This window comes from Cryobacterium cryoconiti, from assembly GCF_004403065.1.
Classification (GTDB): domain Bacteria; phylum Actinomycetota; class Actinomycetes; order Actinomycetales; family Microbacteriaceae; genus Cryobacterium; species Cryobacterium cryoconiti.
Window position 1 is genome coordinate 22,441 of sequence record NZ_SOHA01000004.1, and the last position, 16,375, is coordinate 38,815.

The following is a 16,375-nucleotide window of genomic DNA, read 5'->3' on the forward strand; positions in this document are numbered from 1 at the left end:
GGAGGAACGCGCTAGTTGATGCGGAATGTCGACATGGCGTCGTCAAGGTATTCGCCGAAGGGCTGATCCTGGCTCGATTCGAGCCAGGCCGTTCGGGCCGCCTGCATGCACGCGAACGCTGCGCCGACGACGGCGGCAGGTTTGGGATCGTTCCGCCCGCTCGACTGATCCGCCATCCGCGTGGCGACGCGTCCCACCAGGATCTCCTGAACTCGTTGCATTTTCTCGAGGTAACGGGCATGGAGTTGCGGGCTGCTGCGCACGATGCGTTCCATCGCGTCATTGCGTGCCCGAGCATGATCGTCCTGCACGTAGTCCAGGGTGAGGTCGAATACGCGCCGCAGAGAGTCCCACACCGGTTCGTCAGCGGGTCGGGCATCGAGCGCTTCAGCGATCCGATCGCCGAAGAGGTCGTACTTGCCGATAACCAGGTCGTCTTTCGATGCGAAGTAACGAAAGAAGGTGCGCTTGGACATGCCGGCGGCGGCGGCGATCTCGTCGACGGTCGTGTTTTCGTAACCGTGCTCCAAGAAGAGGTCCTGCGCAACAATGGTGAGTTCGGTCTGCGCGAGACGGCGTGTTCGCTCTCGGATGGACTGCGGGATCGTCTCGGACATATCCCCAGCATACTCCCATGGGCGCGAAGTTGACACCGAGTGACACTACCGGCATATAGTTGCCTCAGTGGCGTCAAGCGGCGCCCAATGTCGAAGGAGTAACACCATGAGCAAGGTCTGGTTCATCACGGGTTCATCCAAGGGGTTCGGCCGGGAGTTCGTCCTCGCCGCCCTCGAACGCGGGGACAAGGTCGCAGCGACCGCCCGCAACACCGACTCCCTCTCCGGCCTGGTCGAGAAGTACGGCGATGCCATTCTCCCGATCCGGCTCGATGTCACCGACCGCGACCAGGTCTTCGCCGCCGTGAAGACCGCCCATGAGGCCTTCGGCCGCCTGGATGTCGTCATCAACAACGCCGGCTACGGTCTCTTCGGCGCCGTGGAAGAAATCTCCGAGCAGCAGCTGCGGGACCAGTTCGAGGTGAACCTGTTCGGCGTCTTCCACGTCACCCAGGCCGTCCTGCCGATCCTGCGCGAGCAGCAGTCGGGGCACATCATCCAGATCTCCTCCATCGGCGGCCTCGTCGCGTTCCCGAACCTGGGCGGGTATCACGCCTCCAAGTGGGCTCTCGAAGGCCTGTCCGACTCCCTCGCGCAGGAAGTCGCCGGATTCGGGATCAAGGTCACCCTTGTCGAGCCCGGCGGGTTCGACACCGACTGGTCCAGCGCATCCGCTGTCGCAGCCGACGCGCAGCCGCAGTACGCCCCGCTGCACGAGGGAATGGCCGCGCAGCGGGCCAACACTGTGCAGCCCAAGCCGGTCGGCTTCGGCGCCGCGATTCTCACGGTCGTCGACGCGGAGACGGCGCCACGGCGCGTGTTCTTCGGCGAGATGGCCACACAGGCCGTGCCGTACCTTGTCAATGAGCGTCTCGCCGCGCTGGCCGAATGGGCCCCCGTGGCGCTGCTGGCGGAAGGGAAATAGCGTCGTGGCGACACATAAAACCGTCCTCGTGACCGGTGCTTCCGACGGAATCGGTGCCGCGTCCGCCCGTCAGCTCGCTGCCCGGGGGCACCGGGTTCTCATCACCGGCCGTTCGAAGGAGAAGATCGAGGCGGTCGCCCACGAGACCGGGGCGAAGGCATTCATCGCCGACTACACCCGGCTCGACGACGTCAGGCGTCTGGCCGACGAGGTGCGGGCCGAACTCGACGGTGCGGGGCTGGACGTGCTGGCCAACAACGCCGGCGGTCTCTTCGGCGACCGTGCCAGGACCATCGACGGCCACGAGAAGACCTTCCAGGTCAACCACCTCGCGCCGTTCCTGCTGACCGAGCTTCTCCGCGACGCCCTCAGGGTCGGTGCGGGTGGCCGGTCGAGCGTGATCAACACCTCGAGCATCGGCAACCGGTTGTTCGGCCACCTCGACCTCGATGATCTGAACAACGACAAGAAGTTCAGTGCGAACAAGGCGTATGGCGATGCGAAGCTCGCCAACATCCTCCATGCCCGCGGACTCCAGGCCCGGTACCACGACCAGGGCTTGTCGGCTGTGGCCTTCCATCCGGGCAACGTCGCAACCAACTTCGCATCGGACACCACGAGCTTCATGCGCTTCATCTACCAGACGCCGCTGAAGAGACTCAACCTCATCAGCGCCGACAGGGGAGGCGCGAACCTGACCTGGTTCGTCGACGGCACCCCCGGAACCACCTGGCAGCCCGGCGCCTACTACGACCAGCAGAAGCTCACCACGAAGGTGAATCCGCAAGCCCTCGATGACGCCCTCGTCGACGGCCTCTGGGAACGCAGCGCCGCCCTCGTCGGGATCGCCTGATCGATGGAAAGCGATCGGTGTCGTCAGCCCATGGTTGAGTGCAGGCTCGAGTCATCGACCGCGGTTGCTCGGGGAAGTGGTGCTTCCTGCCCTGACACGATGCTGCGGATGACAGCGACCGGCAGTTTGGGCTTCCGGTACGCGTCGGTCAGCCCGTTGGTTTCCTGCATCGTGTCCGTCAGCTGCGTGTAGCAGAAGCCGGAGAGTATCGGGTTGTCCCGAAGGCTGCTGACGAGACCTGACACTCGACGTTCAAAGTCCTCATAGGTGGTTGCTGTCGTGTATCCCCAGGAGTCATCGGCAGCGTCGGGTGCGAAGCTGACCCCACCGAATTCGGTGACCATGATCGACTGACCATCCACCTCGCGGGGAATGAGCTGCAGGCGACGGCCTGCTGGGCCCATACCCGCAACCAGGGCGCGGATGGCGTCGATGTCCTTGTAGTTGGCGTCGAGTTGTTCGGCCGTACCGGCATAGTCGTGGATCGTGAGGATGTCTGAAATGGCGTGTTCCCAGCCGTCATTGGAGATGACGGGGCGGGTCGGATCGAGCGCTCGAGTCAGGTGGTAGAGCGACTGGGCGAAGTTCAACTGAGCGTCGTCGTGTGCGATCTGTTGAACACCCCAACTTTCATTGAGGGGAACCCAGGTGACGATTGACGGATGCGAACGGTCGCGGCGCACGACGTCGATCCATTCGCGGGTGACTCGTGACACCGCCTCCGAAGAGAACTCGTAGGTACTGCCCATTTCACCCCAAATCAGCAATCCGAGCCGGTCTGCCCAGTAAAGGAAGCGGGGGTCCTCGACCTTCTCGTGGATTCTCGCCGCGTTGAACCCGAGGGCCTTGATAAGCTCCACCTCGGCACGGAGGGCTTCGGCCGACGGTGCAGCGAGGTGCGACTGGGGCCAATAGCCCTGCTCCAGCACCGAGCGTACGAAATAGGGCCGGTCGTTGAGCAGGAAACTGCCGCCCGCGACGCCGACGCTGCGAAGACCGAAGTAGGAGAAGGACTCGTCGAGGATGGTGCCGTCTTCAGCAGCAATCACGACGTGCGCGTCGATCAGGCGCGGGTTTTCCGGTGACCACAGGAGAGCCTCGAAGGCCTGACCGTTCGCCTGGCGTGCAATCTGAATGGTTGCCTGTGATCGCGGCTCCACGGTCGAGTACGACTGCCGGGCCAGGATTTCACCCTCCAGAGACAGTTCCACGTGAACGGTCAGGATCGTCGCCGGTCGTCGAGTCAGGTCCACCTCGATCGCGACGTTCCCTGTCGGTACGTTCGGAGTCCAACTCAGCGCCTGGATGCGCTGTTCTGGCACGGATTCGAGCCAGACGGGTTGCCAGATCCCCGTGGTTCGGTGGTACCAAATGACGTGCGGTTCTTCGAGCCAATCCTGTTTGCCTCTGGGCTGGGCGACGTCGTGAGGGTCATCCTCGGCTCGAACCACGAGAACGCCGTTTTTTTGGGGCGACAGTGCTTCGGTGACGTCGAAGGAGAACGGAGTCTGGCCGCCCTCGTGTGATCCGATGAACTGACCATCGATCCATACAGAGGCACGGTAGTCGACTGCACCAAAATGCAACACAACCCGGTCACGCTCGGGGGACCAGCCACTGGCGGCGACGTCCTCGGGGCTGATGACGCGGGAGTACCAGACAACGGGATGGAAGCCTGGATCGGTGATTCCGGACATCTCCGACTCCGGCGGGAAGGGAACTGTGATGACCCGGCCCAGGTGTGCAGCGTCTACGAACCATTTTTCACTTCTGCCGATGTCCTGGTCGTCGTGTTCGAATGCCCACTCGCCGGCGAGGTCGTGCCAATTCGGGCGGACAAGTTGGGGGCGGGGATAGACGCCGCCCTGGGCACTGGCAGAAATCGGGAGAGAACGCGACATACCGCAATCATGCCGCCAAATTACAGCGCTGTAAAGTCCGGGTGGGATCTGGGTTGCTAGGGCGCGAGCGGCGCGCTCTCGCGCACCTCGAGCGAATGGCCCACGATCATGTGGCGCCCGACCCCTCGGTAGCCTGCGATTCGTTCCTCGAGGAGATCGAACGCAGCCGCAGCAATCGCGGTCTTCTGCGGTGCCACCGAGGTGAGCGTTGGGGATGTGTAAGCGGCCAGGAAGGTGTTGTCCCAGCCGACCACGGACACATCTGCGGGTACCGATCGCCCGGAGTCGTGCAGGGCTTTCAGTGCTCCGATCGCAAACCGGTCATCGCGGCAGACCACGCCGTCGAATCGCACCCCGCGCTCAATCGCCTCAGCGACCGAACGAAGGCCTGCTTCCGCGGTGAATTCCGACGCCGTGAATACCAGCTCAGGATCAAGTGGAACCCCGGCTTCCAGGAGGCCCTGTTGGTAGCCGAGAAGACGCTGATTCGTCGAACCCGTGATGTCCGCCGCGATGACTCCGAGAAAAGCGATGCGTCGACATCCTCTCGCCACCAGGTGCCGCGTAGCGTCGAGAGCGGCGGAGACGTTATCGATCATCACGTGGTCAGTCATGACGGGCATCGCCGCCTCGCCGAGTAGAACCAGCGGAGTGCCGGGATCGAGCTTCGCAATGTCGAGAGATTCCATGCGGACAGGGTGAAAGATGACGCCGTCGACCAGCCCGGCTTCCCGATCGCTGAGTACGGCCCGTTCAACGACGGGATCGCTCAGGGTCTGCTCGATGATGACGCGGTATCCCCGTCGAGTGGCTTCCTCGGCAATATGGCGAGAGAGTTCTGAAAAGTACGGGTGGTCGATCTCGGGGATTGCCAGGGCGATCATTCCCGTTTTTCCGGTAGCCAAACGCCGCGCCGTAAGATTGGGGCGGTAGCCGAGCTGGTCGATGGCCGCTTGCACCTTCTCGCGAAGCGCTGGGGCCACGTGGGGGTAGTTGTGCACCACGTTCGACACGGTCTTCATGGACACGCCCGCGAGTTCCGCGACGTCGATTAGTCGAACCCTTGCCATGTTTGTTCCGTCCAGTCGGTCCGGTCCATCTTAGGGCGACTGTGGCCGGGCGCTGCAAAGGGTGTTTGTCGTGGATTCGCACAGACTAGACAAACATCTTTCCAGCGCTGTACATTGACGGAAGGTGCTCGTGAAACGCTCCGATCGGTGCGGGAAATGGGCGGCGCGCTTCGCACATGGGTTGCGGAGCGATGTTTTCGATGAGGAGGACGAACGATCATGAATCAGAAAGACTTCCTGGGGCGGCGAGCGATTGCGGCTACCGCCCTCGGTGCCGCACTCATGCTGGTGCTGGCCGGATGCTCTGCAGGCGGAACCGGGCAAGCGGCGAGTGAGCCCTTCACCGGTGAATACACCGGGCCTGAAGTGGAGCTGTCCTACTGGAACGGCTTCACCGGCGGGGACGGTCCATTCATGGAGAAGATGGTGTCCGACTTCAATGCCGAGCATGACAACATCAAGGTTGTCTCGAACACGATGCAGTGGACCGACTTCTATCAGCGACTTCCCGCAGCGGTGACCGCCGGCGAGGGTCCCGACGTCGGTGTGATGCACCTGGACCAGCTTGCGTCGAATGCCGCTCGGAACGTCATCGTACCGATCGACGATCTCGCCGATGACCTGGGTCTGTCGGCAGCTGACTTCACCGACGACGTCTGGGATGCCGGCGTTTATAAAGACGCCCGATACGGCATTCCGCTCGACGTGCATTCCCTGGCCATGTACTACAACACCGAACATTTCGCCGCCGCTGGAATCGAAGAGGCCCCGACCGATGCGGCTTCTTTCCAGGATGCGCTCGTCAAGCTCAAAGCAGCCGGCTATGAAACACCCTTCTGGATGCCGACGAGATGGCCGAGCCACCTCATGAACCTCTCCCTGCTGTGGCAGAACGGCGGTGAACCGTATGGTGACGACGGAGCAACGTTCGATTCCGCAGCCGGGGTAGAGGCGCTTGAGTGGCAGCGCTCCATCGTGGATGACGGGTACAGCCCGGGTGACGTCGCCATCGACTCTCAGTACGTCGCCTTCAAGAACGGTGAGACCTCGATCACGTGGGACGGAATCTGGCAGATCAACGATCTCGCCGAGTCCGGACTTCCTCACGCGGTCGCCCCGGTCCCCACGATCGGTGACACGGATGCCGTCTGGGCCAACTCCCATAACTTCTTCCTCCCCCGTCAGGCAAATGCCGATCAGAACAAGGTCAACGCGTCAAAGGTGTTCATCGCCTGGATGAGCGAGCAGTCTGCTGAGTGGGCTGGCTCGGGCATGATCCCGGCTCGTCAGTCGGTGCGCGATGCGGGTGCCCTCGACGGTCTGCCGCAGGAAGCAATCGCGGAGAAAATCGACTCGATGCGTTTCTTGCCGCCCATCCCAGGAATCGGTGGAGTGCAGGCCGAGACCCTCGAAATCGCCGTCGCTGACGGGGTTCAGGGAACGACGTCACCGAGTGAGGCGCTCAAAAAAGCCGCCGGCACGGCGACGAAGCTCATGGCTGACAACAAAGCCTCGTTCGGGGACTGACCAATGTCGACGAAGGTCGGTGAGCGCGCCCTCCCCACGGGGAGGGCGCGCCGCCCCTCGGCTTCCGACCAGAAGCCCCAGAAGAATCGTGGAGTGCCAGCGGGCACTCGGCAACAGGGGTTAGCAACACCCTGGCTCTTTCTTGCCCCCTACCTCCTGCTTTTTGGCAGCTTCGTCATCCTCCCGGCAGTACTCGGCGTCTGGATCAGTCTTCATTCGTGGGACTACACGCTGCCGAACAAACCCTTTATCGGCCTCGACAACTACGTCGCCTTGTTCTCGCCCGGATCTACCGTTTTCGGTCCGTTCTGGGGATCCATGCGGGCTACCGGAATCTTCACGGTGCTCAGCGTGCCATTGCTCCTGATCGTCCCCCTCGCCGTCGCCTTGCTCATGAGCAAGAAATTTCCCGGACGGGACTTTCTCCGAGCCATCTACTTCGCCCCCTACGTTCTCGGCGTCGCCGTCATCTCGGTGCTCTGGCGATACCTGCTCGATAACAACATCGGGCTGGTGAACCACTATCTGGGCCTCCTCGGGCTTCCCGATGACACCGCGTGGACAACAACGACGCCCGCGGCCTGGGTCGCGCTCGTGGGAGTGACCGTATGGTGGACGCTCGGATTCAACGCCGTCATCTACCTTGCCGGCCTTCAGGACATTCCGATCGAACTCTATGAAGCCGCACGAGTTGATGGAGCCGGACCGTGGATGCAGTTCCTGCATGTGACGATCCCGGGCCTCAAGCCCATCCTGTCGTTCATCACGATCATCACCCTCCTCGCATCCGCCAACATGTTCGGCCAGTCCTATCTCATGACGCAGGGCGGCCCCGGACGTGAAACGCGCACGGCCATTTATCAAATCGCTGATGCGGGACTGCGCAACTTCCAGATGGGCAGCGCCGCGGCGATGAGTTACGTCCTGACAGTTTTCCTGATGGCGATCAGCGCTTTGGTCTTCTACATCTTTCGCGAGAAACAGCCCAAGAAGCTCAAGAAGGAGGTGCGTTCGTGAACGCTCTCACGACCACGATGAGTGCAGATTCCCGTGGACGTCGTGCACGCCGGCGGAGTGGCACCATCACTCGGGTCGTCGTTCTCGGCGCGATCGCAATCGCGTTCATCAGCCCGATCATCTTCATGATCGTGACCAGCCTCAAGACCCGGGCTGACGCGACGGCTATTCCACCATCGTGGATTCCCAATCCGATCTCTCTGCAAGCTTTCGCGTCAATCCTCGCTCCCGGGACCTCGACTCCGGTGCTGCAATGGTTTGCAAACAGCATGGTTGCAGCCGCCCTCAATGCCACGCTCGTCGTCATCACGGCGTCACTAGCGGCGTATCCGCTCGCACGAATGCAGTTTCGCGGCAAGAATTTCGTCTTCGTCATCATCGTCGCAACCCTGCTGGTGCCGCCGGTCATCCTGGTGATCCCCAATTACCTCATCGTGAGCGAGCTGGGGTGGCTCAACTCGCTCGTCGCGATCATCATTCCCACGGCGGCATCCGCCTTCGGGGTGTTCTTCATGCGGCAGTTCTTCGTGGGACTGCCGATCGAGTTGGAGGAGGCCGCGCGGCTCGATGGGGCGAATCGATTTGTGATCTTCATGCAAGTCGTTCTGCCGCTCGCCAAGCCAGCTCTTGCAACACTCGCGCTGCTCGCGTTTCTTGGCAACTGGAATGACTTTCTCTGGCCCGTCTACGTTCTGTTCAGCCCGGAGGTACAGACACTGCCAGCTGGACTGTCCACCCTCCAGTCCGCAAACGCCGTGCGCTACGACCTCCTGATGGCCGGCGCGGTCGTCGCGAGCGTACCTGTGCTGGCTCTGTTCATCTTCCTCCAGCGGTTCATCATCGAGGGCGTTTCCCGCTCTGGTGTGAAGGGGTAACGACTGATGAATCCTGATCGCCGCAGAGCGGTCGCGTGGGCTTCTGCAGCCATCATCACTGTTCTCGCGGTGAGTGGCTGCACGGCGGCGGCGGAGCCATCGGCACCCCCGCCGTCTGCCGCAGCAGGCGCCCCGGTCCTCAACGCAAATTTCGCTGACCCCGACCTGGTGGAAGTCGACGGTACGTATTTCGCGTACGCCACCAACGACAACAACCGCAACGTGCAGGTGGCCTCGTCCACCGATCTGGTCGATTGGGAGGTGCTACCCGACGCGTTGCCGGATCTCCCGAGCTGGGTCATTCCGGGCAAGACGTGGGCCCCTGAGGTGACGAGACTGGCCGATGATTCGTTCGTCATGTACTTCACGGCGACGAATTTTGCGCCAACGCTGCAGTGCATCGGTGTCGCCACGGCCAGCGACCCAGCCGGGCCGTTCACCGTTCAGGGCGACGCCATGATCATCTGTCCAGAAGATGAAGGTGGCGCGATCGATGCGAGCACCGTGGTCATCGACGGCGTCTTGCACCTCGTCTGGAAAAATGACGGGAATTGTTGCGACCTCGACACCTGGATCCAGGTGGCCCCGCTCACTTCCGATGGGCTCGGTGTTACTGGTGACCCCATCAGGATCGTGAAGCAGACCGAGGTGTGGGAGGGCGATCTGATCGAGGCTCCCACCATCGTCGCGCGAGGTTCAGGACTCGTGCTGCTGTACTCCGCGAACGCTTACGGAGGCGACCGTTATGCGGTCGGTGCTGCAACGGCTGCGTCGATCGACGGCCCGTGGACGAAGGAAAAGGGCCCGATCCTCTCCACCGACGGGTCGGGTGGTCTCTATCGCGGCCCCGGTGGCCAGGACTTGGTCGTGGGGCTGAACGGCAAGGACTATCTCGTTTTCCACGGATGGGACAAGGACTATACGTACCGCGGACTGCACGTGGCCGAGGCCGAATGGGACGCCGACGTTCCTCGGATCGTGGTCCCCAAGTAACCCCATTGGGAATGAAATCCCAGGTATCTCCACTGAACGGTGTTCACATGTCTCTCACTCCACTGTCGGGAACCCAATTCGTTCTCGAGGCTTCCGGCTACTCCGCATCGATCGCGAGTATCGGCGCTAGCGTTCGATCGCTCCAGCATTACGGACGTAACCTCATCGTGCCGTTCGATGCCGACCAGGTGCGACCCTTCTTCCGCGGCGCCATTCTGGCGCCCTGGCCGAACCGAGTCGTTGATGGAAGGTACACATTCGCTGGCGTCGAGCGACAGCTGAACATCACCGAGCCGTCACGAGTCCACGCGCTCCACGGCCTCGCGTCGTGGCTGAATTTCGTTGCGGTCAGGCAGGCGGCCGATCGGCTCGTTCTGCAGGCAACCGTCGAGCCGCAACCTGGATATCCCCACCGGATCACGCTGGAGGTGGATTTCATCCTCGACGACGGGGGCCTTCGCACAATCGTGACGGCAGTGAACGCCGGTCCCGACGCCGCCCCCTTCGGTGTCGCTCCACACCCCTATCTTGTCGCCGGTGAGGGCCGCGTCAACGACTGGAGGCTTGAACTCCCAGCCAGGCTCATGCTGACCGTGACTCCTGACCGACTTATTCCCCTTCGCCTGGGTGACGTCAACGCTGAAGATCTTGCCGCCTTTGATTTTCGTGCGCCACGAACAATCGATGACACCTTCATCGACCATGCCTTCACGGGCCTGGACAGGGACGAGGCAGGCGAAGCGACAGTGCGAGTGACGACGACCGCGGGCAGTGGAGTCGAACTGAGTTGGGGTGGCGAATGCCCGTGGGTACAGGTGCACACGGCTGACCAACCCGAACCTTCGACTGACAGGATTGGACTAGTCGTCGAACCGATGACCTGTCCGCCGGACGCCTTCAACTCCGGGACGGACCTCAAGGTCCTGGAGGCGGGAGAGTCCACAAGCGCCTCGTGGACCATTCGAGCCATCGCCTAGCGAGGCGCGGACGCTCCGAAATCGTCGGAACATACCGGCTGGCAGCCTCGAACATCGCGGCGAGTTCACGGGCGCCCGCTGAATCCGGCGGACCCGGGTCAGTTGCGGGGCTTCAGACGCACGGTCGGCAGCTGGGGCGCGGGGAGCGGGGGACCCTCAAAGCCGGCGACCGTGCCGAAGCGGCCCGCGGCATCCGTGCCCTCGATCACCGCGGACTGCCACTCGTCCCGCCAGCGGGTGATCTCGTCATGGCTGCGGCCGACGAAGTTCCACCACATCACCAGCTGCTCGCCGAGCGGTTGCCCGCCGAGCAGGATCACCCGGGCCGGCTGCATGGTCTCGTTCGCCAGGCGGATGATGCCGCGCCCCGGCTCCACATAGCCGAGTTCCCAGCGCGCGAGCGTGCTGCCCTCGACAGCGACCGTGCCTGCGTCCACCAGCACGCCGTGCTCGAACGAGGTGTCGACCGGCAGATCGACGGCGACGCCGGCCGGCAGGGTGAGCTCCGCGCCGACGAGGGGGCTGTAGACCGCTGCGGGGGAGCGGATGCCCGCCAGCTCGCCCGCGAACACGCGCAGGCCGACCCCGTCCAGGACGACCGGCGGGATGCGGTGGCTCTCGAAGTGCGGCGCCTGGTGCCGGTGCCGGTCGGGCAGGGCGATCCAGAGCTGCACGCCGTGCAGGGAGCGGGAGCCCGCCGGGGACACCTCGGAGTGGCTGACACCCTGCCCGGCCGTCATCAGATTCAGTTCGCCCGGGCGCACCGGCGCGTGGGTGCCCGTGCTGTCCCGGTGCTCGATCTCGCCCTCGAACAGCCAGCTCACGGTCTGCAGCCCGGTGTGCGGGTGCGGCGGCACGAGCATGGCGGTGACCGCGTCGGGTCCGTAGTGGTCGATGAAGCACCAGGCGCCGATTGTGGAACGGCCACGTTGGGGGAGGGTGCGCCGCACGTTCATCGCGCGCGGACCGCCGAGGGGAACGTCGCGGGGCAGATAACGGATGAGGCGAGCGCGGGCATCCGTTTCGGCGGCGCATTCAGCGATGACCTCGGCCGGTTCCCGCTCCAGATTGCTCACGCCGAAAAGTCTAACGAGGGACGCTCAGTCGGCGTCGTCGCGGCTGACCGGGACGGTCGCACCCTGCGACTGCGGCGGAAGCTCGGCCGTCTCGGTGAGATCGGCGGTCGTGCTCTCGCCCGCGCCCGGCTCTCCCGGCTCGGCCTGGGCCGTGGTCGCGGGCAGCATCTCTGCGGGCGGGCGCTGCAGCAGTTCGAGCAGCAGCACCACGATGAGGGCGAGCACGGCGGTCCAGATGATGACGGCCGGGGTGAGCGGGCGCCAGAAGAGGGCGACGGCGGCCGCCCCGATGCCGACGGCGGCCCGGATGAAGCGGCGTGCCCGGTAGAGCCAGCTGCCGGTTCGCCCGGTGGTCACTCCGCTGCCGGCGGCGCTGGCCCGCAGGTGCCGTGCGCCGTCGGTAACCAGGCGCCGCACCGCGATGGCGCCGCGGAACGGCCCGGCCAGATAGGCCACGATGGCGACGGTCACGGCGGCGAGCCCCACCGACAGGGCGGAGGCGTAGACCAGCGGCACGAGTGAGTCGTAGACCGTGCCGGCCAGGTCGCTCGGCAGGTACTCCGGCGACAGCGCGTTGACGACGAAGAACCGGCCCACCGAGACCCCGGCGGCCAGGAGGGCCATCGAGAGGCCGAGCGTGACGCCCGCCCAGATCAGCGCGAGAGATCTCCGCCGGGCCACGAGCACACCGGCCGCGACGAGGGTCAAGCTCACCCACGGCAACCAGGTGCCGGCCACGTTGAGGAGCTGGTAGGCCGTGCGGGCCTGCACGAGGGCGTCCGACTGGGCGATCGGGATCGTGCGGTCGATCTCCGGGATGTTCGCGGCCAGGCCGAAGCCCTGGGCCAGGAGCTGCTGCTTCACCTCCGCGATGATCGGGCCGAGCTGGATGCCGACCTCGCCGGTGTCACTGATGACGAGCGCCGACGAGGTGTCACCCTCCAGAGCGGCGATGATCTGCGTCTGGCTGAGACGCAGCGCCTCTTCCCAAACGTTCGCGAAGGCATCCGAAGTCACCACTCGCTCGGCTGCCGTGCGGACGAGCGAGCGCACCCCCTCCACCGCCGGCGCCTCGAGGAGGATGAGCGCGTCCTGTGCCCGCGGAGGCAGATCAAGGCTGGCCAGACCGTCGAAGAGGTCCGTCGCCAGAGCCTCGATGTCGACCTGTTCCTCGACCACGCCGACGATCTCGGTGACGAGGAACGTCTGGAACGCCGGGTCCTCCGCCAGGGGCGCGACGGTCGCAACGAACGTGTCGGTGTCGGTGACGACCGTCTTGGTCCACTGGGACACCACGGCGACGGGCGCGAGCAGCACGCCGAAGGCGATCAGCACCACGGCCAGGAACGACCGCCAGCGCTGACGGGAGGGTGGGGGCGCGGCCGGGGCGGCGAGCCCGGCAAGCGGGACGGTCTCGGCGCTCGCCGCAGAGGCTGCCTCCACCGCGTCGAGCCGCTCCCGGAGAATCGCATTCTCACGCGACAGCCGCACGAGCTCCGTCTGTTCGAGGGAATTCTGCGCGGGATTGTTCTGCTCGGGGTTGTCGGACTCGGCCATGGACTCCGCCTCTCGCCTGCCTGCGATGGACACGGTCCCCCCGGCGCCCCCGGCCACCGTACGGAGTCATTATTGCGCTCGACAGGCGATGCGCAAGGCGCGCGGGCGCCCCGGCGCACGCTGTCCGTGACCGGTCGCTGTCGACATCCGTCACGCCTGCGGCGAACAGAGGCATGCATTTCAGGGTTCGCTCGTTACTCTCGATGTATCGGCGCCACAACTGCCCTGGCGCCAAGGGAGCGATCACATGTTTGAGAGATTTACCGACCGAGCTCGTCGCGTCGTCGTTTTGGCCCAGGAAGAGGCCAAAATGCTCAACCACAACTACATCGGTACTGAGCACATTCTGCTCGGCCTGATCCACGAAGGCGAGGGAGTTGCCGCCAAGGCCCTCGAGAGCCTGGGTATTTCCCTCGACGCCGTGCGCGAGCAGGTGCAGGACATCATCGGCCAGGGCCAGCAGCAGCCGACGGGTCACATCCCGTTCACGCCGCGCGCCAAGAAGGTTCTCGAACTGAGCCTGCGCGAAGCGCTGCAGCTCGGCCACAACTACATCGGCACCGAGCACATCCTGCTCGGCCTCATCCGCGAGGGTGAAGGCGTTGCCGCCCAGGTGCTCGTCAAGCTCGGCGCCGACCTCAACCGGGTGCGCCAGCAGGTCATCCAGCTCCTCTCTGGATACCAGGGCAAGGAGCAGGTGCAGGTTGGTGCGAATGAGCAGGCGAGCGGTCCGGCGGGCAGCCAGATTCTCGACCAGTTCGGACGCAACCTCACCCAGGCCGCGCGCGACAACAAGCTCGACCCGGTCATCGGCCGCGAGAAAGAGATCGAGCGGGTCATGCAGATCCTGTCCCGCCGATCCAAGAACAACCCTGTTCTGATCGGTGAGCCCGGCGTCGGCAAGACCGCTGTGGTCGAGGGCCTCGCCCAGGCCATCGTCAAGGGCGATGTGCCCGAGACGCTGAAGGACAAGCAGCTCTACTCGCTCGACCTCGGCTCGCTCATCGCCGGAAGCCGCTACCGCGGTGACTTCGAGGAGCGCCTGAAGAAGGTCACCAAGGAGATCCGCACCCGCGGCGACATCATCATCTTCATCGACGAGATCCACACCCTCGTCGGTGCCGGTGCCGCCGAGGGTGCCATCGACGCGGCCAGCATCCTGAAGCCTCTCCTCGCCCGGGGCGAGCTGCAGACGATCGGTGCCACCACGATCGACGAGTACCGCAAGCACTTCGAGAAGGATGCCGCGCTCGAGCGCCGCTTCCAGCCGATCCAGGTGGCCGAGCCGTCTCTGCCCCACACGATCAACATCCTCAAGGGCCTGCGCGACCGCTACGAGGCGCACCACAAGGTGTCCATCACCGACGGCGCCCTCGTGGCCGCGGCGAACCTCGCCGACCGTTACGTCTCCGACCGGTTCCTGCCGGACAAGGCCATCGACCTGATCGACGAGGCCGGCGCCCGCCTGCGCCTGTCGATCCTGTCGAGCCCGCCCGAACTGCGCGAATTCGACGAGAAGATCGCCGTGGTGCGCGCCGCCAAGGAGACCGCCATCGAGGAGCAGGACTTCGAGAAGGCCGCCGGCCTGCGCGACGAGGAGAAGAACCTCCTCGGCGAGCGTCTGCGCCTGGAGAAGAAGTGGAAGTCGGGCGACGTCAAGACGACCGCCGTCGTCGACGAGGGACTGATCGCCGAGGTTCTGGCCCAGGCCACCGGCATCCCCGTCTTCAAACTCACCGAGGAGGAGTCCTCGCGGCTCGTCTTCATGGAGAAGGCCCTGCACCAGCGCGTCATCGGTCAGGAAGAGGCCATCTCGGCGCTCGCCAAGACCATCCGTCGTACCCGTGCCGGCCTGAAGGACCCGAAGCGTCCGAGCGGTTCGTTCATCTTCGCCGGCCCCACCGGCGTCGGAAAGACCGAGCTGGCCAAGGCGCTCGCCGAGTTCCTGTTCGACGACGAGGCCGCCATGATCTCGCTCGACATGAGCGAGTACGGCGAGAAGCACACCGTGTCGCGTCTGTTCGGTGCCCCTCCCGGGTTCGTCGGCTTCGAAGAGGGCGGCCAGCTCACCGAGAAGGTGCGCCGCAAGCCGTTCTCCGTGGTGCTGTTCGACGAGATCGAGAAGGCCCACCCCGACATCTTCAACTCGCTCCTCCAGATTCTGGAAGAGGGCCGGTTGACGGATGGTCAGGGTCGCGTCGTCGACTTCAAGAACACCGTGATCATCATGACCACGAACCTCGGCACCAAGGACATCAGCGGCGCGCCCGTCGGTTTCCAGCTCGAGGGCGACACCTCCACCAGCTACGACCGGATGAGCGGCAAGGTGAAGGAGGAACTGAAGAAGCACTTCAAGCCCGAGTTCCTCAACCGAGTGGACGAGATCATCGTCTTCCCGCAGCTGACCAAGCCGGAACTGCTGCAGATCGTGGACCTGTTCATCAAGCGCCTGGGCGAGCGCCTGCTCGACCGCGACATGACCGTGGACCTGACCCTCGCCGTGAAGGAGCACCTGATCGAGGTCGGCTTCGACCCCGCACTCGGTGCCCGTCCGCTGCGCCGCGCGATCCAGCGCGAGGTGGAGGACCGCCTGTCGGAGAAGATCCTGCAGGGCGAGCTCAACGCCGGCGACCACGTGCACGTGGACTTCGTGGCCGGGGAGTACATCTTCACCACGACAGTGCGCGCCTCCACCGTCGCCGTGGGCGTCAACACCACGGCAGCGATTGGAACGGGGCCGGGCTCGCCCGACCTCGCCGTGACCAGCGAGTAGCGGTAACCCGACAGACAGGGCCCGGCGGAGACATCCGCCGGGCCCTGTCTCGTTCTCGTCCGGCCAGAGCTGCCCAACGAATTCGACGGAGATTTTGCTCCTACAACCCCGTTTCGGCCTGGGGTGACCCGGTCTTTCCGGACGGGGTCCGTAGTTTCATTATGCGGCCAGGATCAGTTCGGCCAGTCGTTCGTGTGGTGTGGCATAGTTCAGA

General features: G+C 64.4%; 13 protein-coding genes. 8 read left to right on the forward strand and 5 right to left on the reverse strand.

Going from position 1 to position 16,375, the window contains the following annotated elements:
• Nucleotides 1-11 precede the first annotated feature (11 nt).
• Nucleotides 12-617, reverse strand: a complete 606-nt coding sequence (locus E3T49_RS01300) for a TetR family transcriptional regulator (RefSeq protein ID WP_134422747.1) — start codon at nt 615-617, stop codon at nt 12-14.
• Between the two features lie 106 nt (nt 618-723).
• Here E3T49_RS01300 and E3T49_RS01305 point away from each other — a divergent pair, with 106 nt between their 5' ends.
• Nucleotides 724-1,542 (forward strand): SDR family NAD(P)-dependent oxidoreductase, encoded by an 819-nt coding sequence (locus E3T49_RS01305; RefSeq protein ID WP_134422749.1) that lies wholly within the window; start codon nt 724-726, stop codon nt 1,540-1,542.
• Nucleotides 1,543-1,570: 28 nt separating this feature from the next.
• Nucleotides 1,571-2,395 (forward strand): SDR family NAD(P)-dependent oxidoreductase, encoded by an 825-nt coding sequence (locus tag E3T49_RS01310; RefSeq protein ID WP_241972578.1) that lies wholly within the window; start codon nt 1,571-1,573, stop codon nt 2,393-2,395.
• Nucleotides 2,396-2,418: 23 nt separating this feature from the next.
• On the opposite strand, the gene E3T49_RS01315 is transcribed toward E3T49_RS01310, so the two are convergent.
• Both E3T49_RS01315 and E3T49_RS01320 read right to left on the reverse strand, forming a co-directional pair.
• Nucleotides 2,419-4,296 (reverse strand): glycoside hydrolase family 2 protein, encoded by a 1,878-nt coding sequence (locus E3T49_RS01315; protein WP_134422753.1) that lies wholly within the window; start codon nt 4,294-4,296, stop codon nt 2,419-2,421.
• 56 nt (nt 4,297-4,352) lie between these two features.
• Nucleotides 4,353-5,366 carry a LacI family DNA-binding transcriptional regulator gene (locus tag E3T49_RS01320; RefSeq protein ID WP_134422755.1) on the reverse strand — a complete coding sequence of 338 codons (1,014 nt, stop codon included), beginning with the start codon at nt 5,364-5,366 and terminating at the stop codon, nt 4,353-4,355.
• Between the two features lie 219 nt (nt 5,367-5,585).
• On the opposite strand from E3T49_RS01320, the gene E3T49_RS01325 reads away from it, so the two are divergent.
• From E3T49_RS01325 to E3T49_RS01345, 5 genes are all read left to right on the forward strand, one after another.
• Nucleotides 5,586-6,893, forward strand: coding sequence for an ABC transporter substrate-binding protein (locus E3T49_RS01325; RefSeq protein ID WP_134422757.1), 1,308 nt, complete (start codon nt 5,586-5,588; stop codon nt 6,891-6,893).
• 93 nt (nt 6,894-6,986) lie between these two features.
• A complete protein-coding gene (locus E3T49_RS01330) occupies nt 6,987-7,910 on the forward strand; it encodes a carbohydrate ABC transporter permease (RefSeq protein WP_241972579.1) in 924 nt (307 codons plus the stop codon).
• Nucleotides 7,907-8,785, forward strand: a complete 879-nt coding sequence (locus E3T49_RS01335) for a carbohydrate ABC transporter permease (protein WP_241972580.1) — start codon at nt 7,907-7,909, stop codon at nt 8,783-8,785. The genes E3T49_RS01330 and E3T49_RS01335 overlap by 4 nt, the downstream gene beginning before the upstream one ends.
• Nucleotides 8,786-8,791: 6 nt before the next feature.
• A complete protein-coding gene (locus E3T49_RS01340; RefSeq protein ID WP_134422761.1) occupies nt 8,792-9,778 on the forward strand; it encodes a glycoside hydrolase family 43 protein in 987 nt (328 codons plus the stop codon).
• Between the two features lie 47 nt (nt 9,779-9,825).
• Nucleotides 9,826-10,755 carry an aldose 1-epimerase family protein gene (locus E3T49_RS01345; RefSeq protein WP_134422763.1) on the forward strand — a complete coding sequence of 310 codons (930 nt, stop codon included), beginning with the start codon at nt 9,826-9,828 and terminating at the stop codon, nt 10,753-10,755.
• A 98-nt stretch (nt 10,756-10,853) separates the two neighbouring features.
• Here the strand turns inward: E3T49_RS01345 and E3T49_RS01350 are convergent, their stop codons facing one another.
• Nucleotides 10,854-11,831: a pirin family protein gene (locus E3T49_RS01350; RefSeq protein WP_134422765.1), complete on the reverse strand. Its 978-nt coding sequence runs from the start codon at nt 11,829-11,831 to the stop codon at nt 10,854-10,856.
• 24 nt (nt 11,832-11,855) lie between these two features.
• Nucleotides 11,856-13,388 carry a hypothetical protein gene (locus E3T49_RS01355; RefSeq protein ID WP_134422767.1) on the reverse strand — a complete coding sequence of 511 codons (1,533 nt, stop codon included), beginning with the start codon at nt 13,386-13,388 and terminating at the stop codon, nt 11,856-11,858.
• 247 nt (nt 13,389-13,635) lie between these two features.
• On the opposite strand from E3T49_RS01355, the gene E3T49_RS01360 reads away from it, so the two are divergent.
• The gene (locus E3T49_RS01360) at nt 13,636-16,161 is read left to right on the forward strand and encodes an ATP-dependent Clp protease ATP-binding subunit (RefSeq protein WP_134422769.1); all 2,526 of its coding nucleotides are present in this window, start codon (nt 13,636-13,638) and stop codon (nt 16,159-16,161) included.
• Nucleotides 16,162-16,375 lie beyond the last annotated feature (214 nt).

Bases quoted from the DNA above. Each gene is read 5' to 3' on its own strand.
- E3T49_RS01300 (WP_134422747.1), bottom strand. From the start codon at position 617: ATGTCCGAGACGATCCCGCAGTCCATCCGAGAGCGAACACGCCGTCTC.
- E3T49_RS01360 (WP_134422769.1), top strand. From the start codon at position 13,636: ATGTTTGAGAGATTTACCGACCGAGCTCGTCGCGTCGTCGTTTTGGCC.
- E3T49_RS01325 (WP_134422757.1), top strand. From the start codon at position 5,586: ATGAATCAGAAAGACTTCCTGGGGCGGCGAGCGATTGCGGCTACCGCC.
- E3T49_RS01355 (WP_134422767.1), bottom strand. From the start codon at position 13,388: ATGGCCGAGTCCGACAACCCCGAGCAGAACAATCCCGCGCAGAATTCC.
- E3T49_RS01305 (WP_134422749.1), top strand. From the start codon at position 724: ATGAGCAAGGTCTGGTTCATCACGGGTTCATCCAAGGGGTTCGGCCGG.
- E3T49_RS01315 (WP_134422753.1), bottom strand. From the start codon at position 4,296: ATGTCGCGTTCTCTCCCGATTTCTGCCAGTGCCCAGGGCGGCGTCTAT.
- E3T49_RS01340 (WP_134422761.1), top strand. From the start codon at position 8,792: ATGAATCCTGATCGCCGCAGAGCGGTCGCGTGGGCTTCTGCAGCCATC.
- E3T49_RS01320 (WP_134422755.1), bottom strand. From the start codon at position 5,366: ATGGCAAGGGTTCGACTAATCGACGTCGCGGAACTCGCGGGCGTGTCC.
- E3T49_RS01345 (WP_134422763.1), top strand. From the start codon at position 9,826: ATGTCTCTCACTCCACTGTCGGGAACCCAATTCGTTCTCGAGGCTTCC.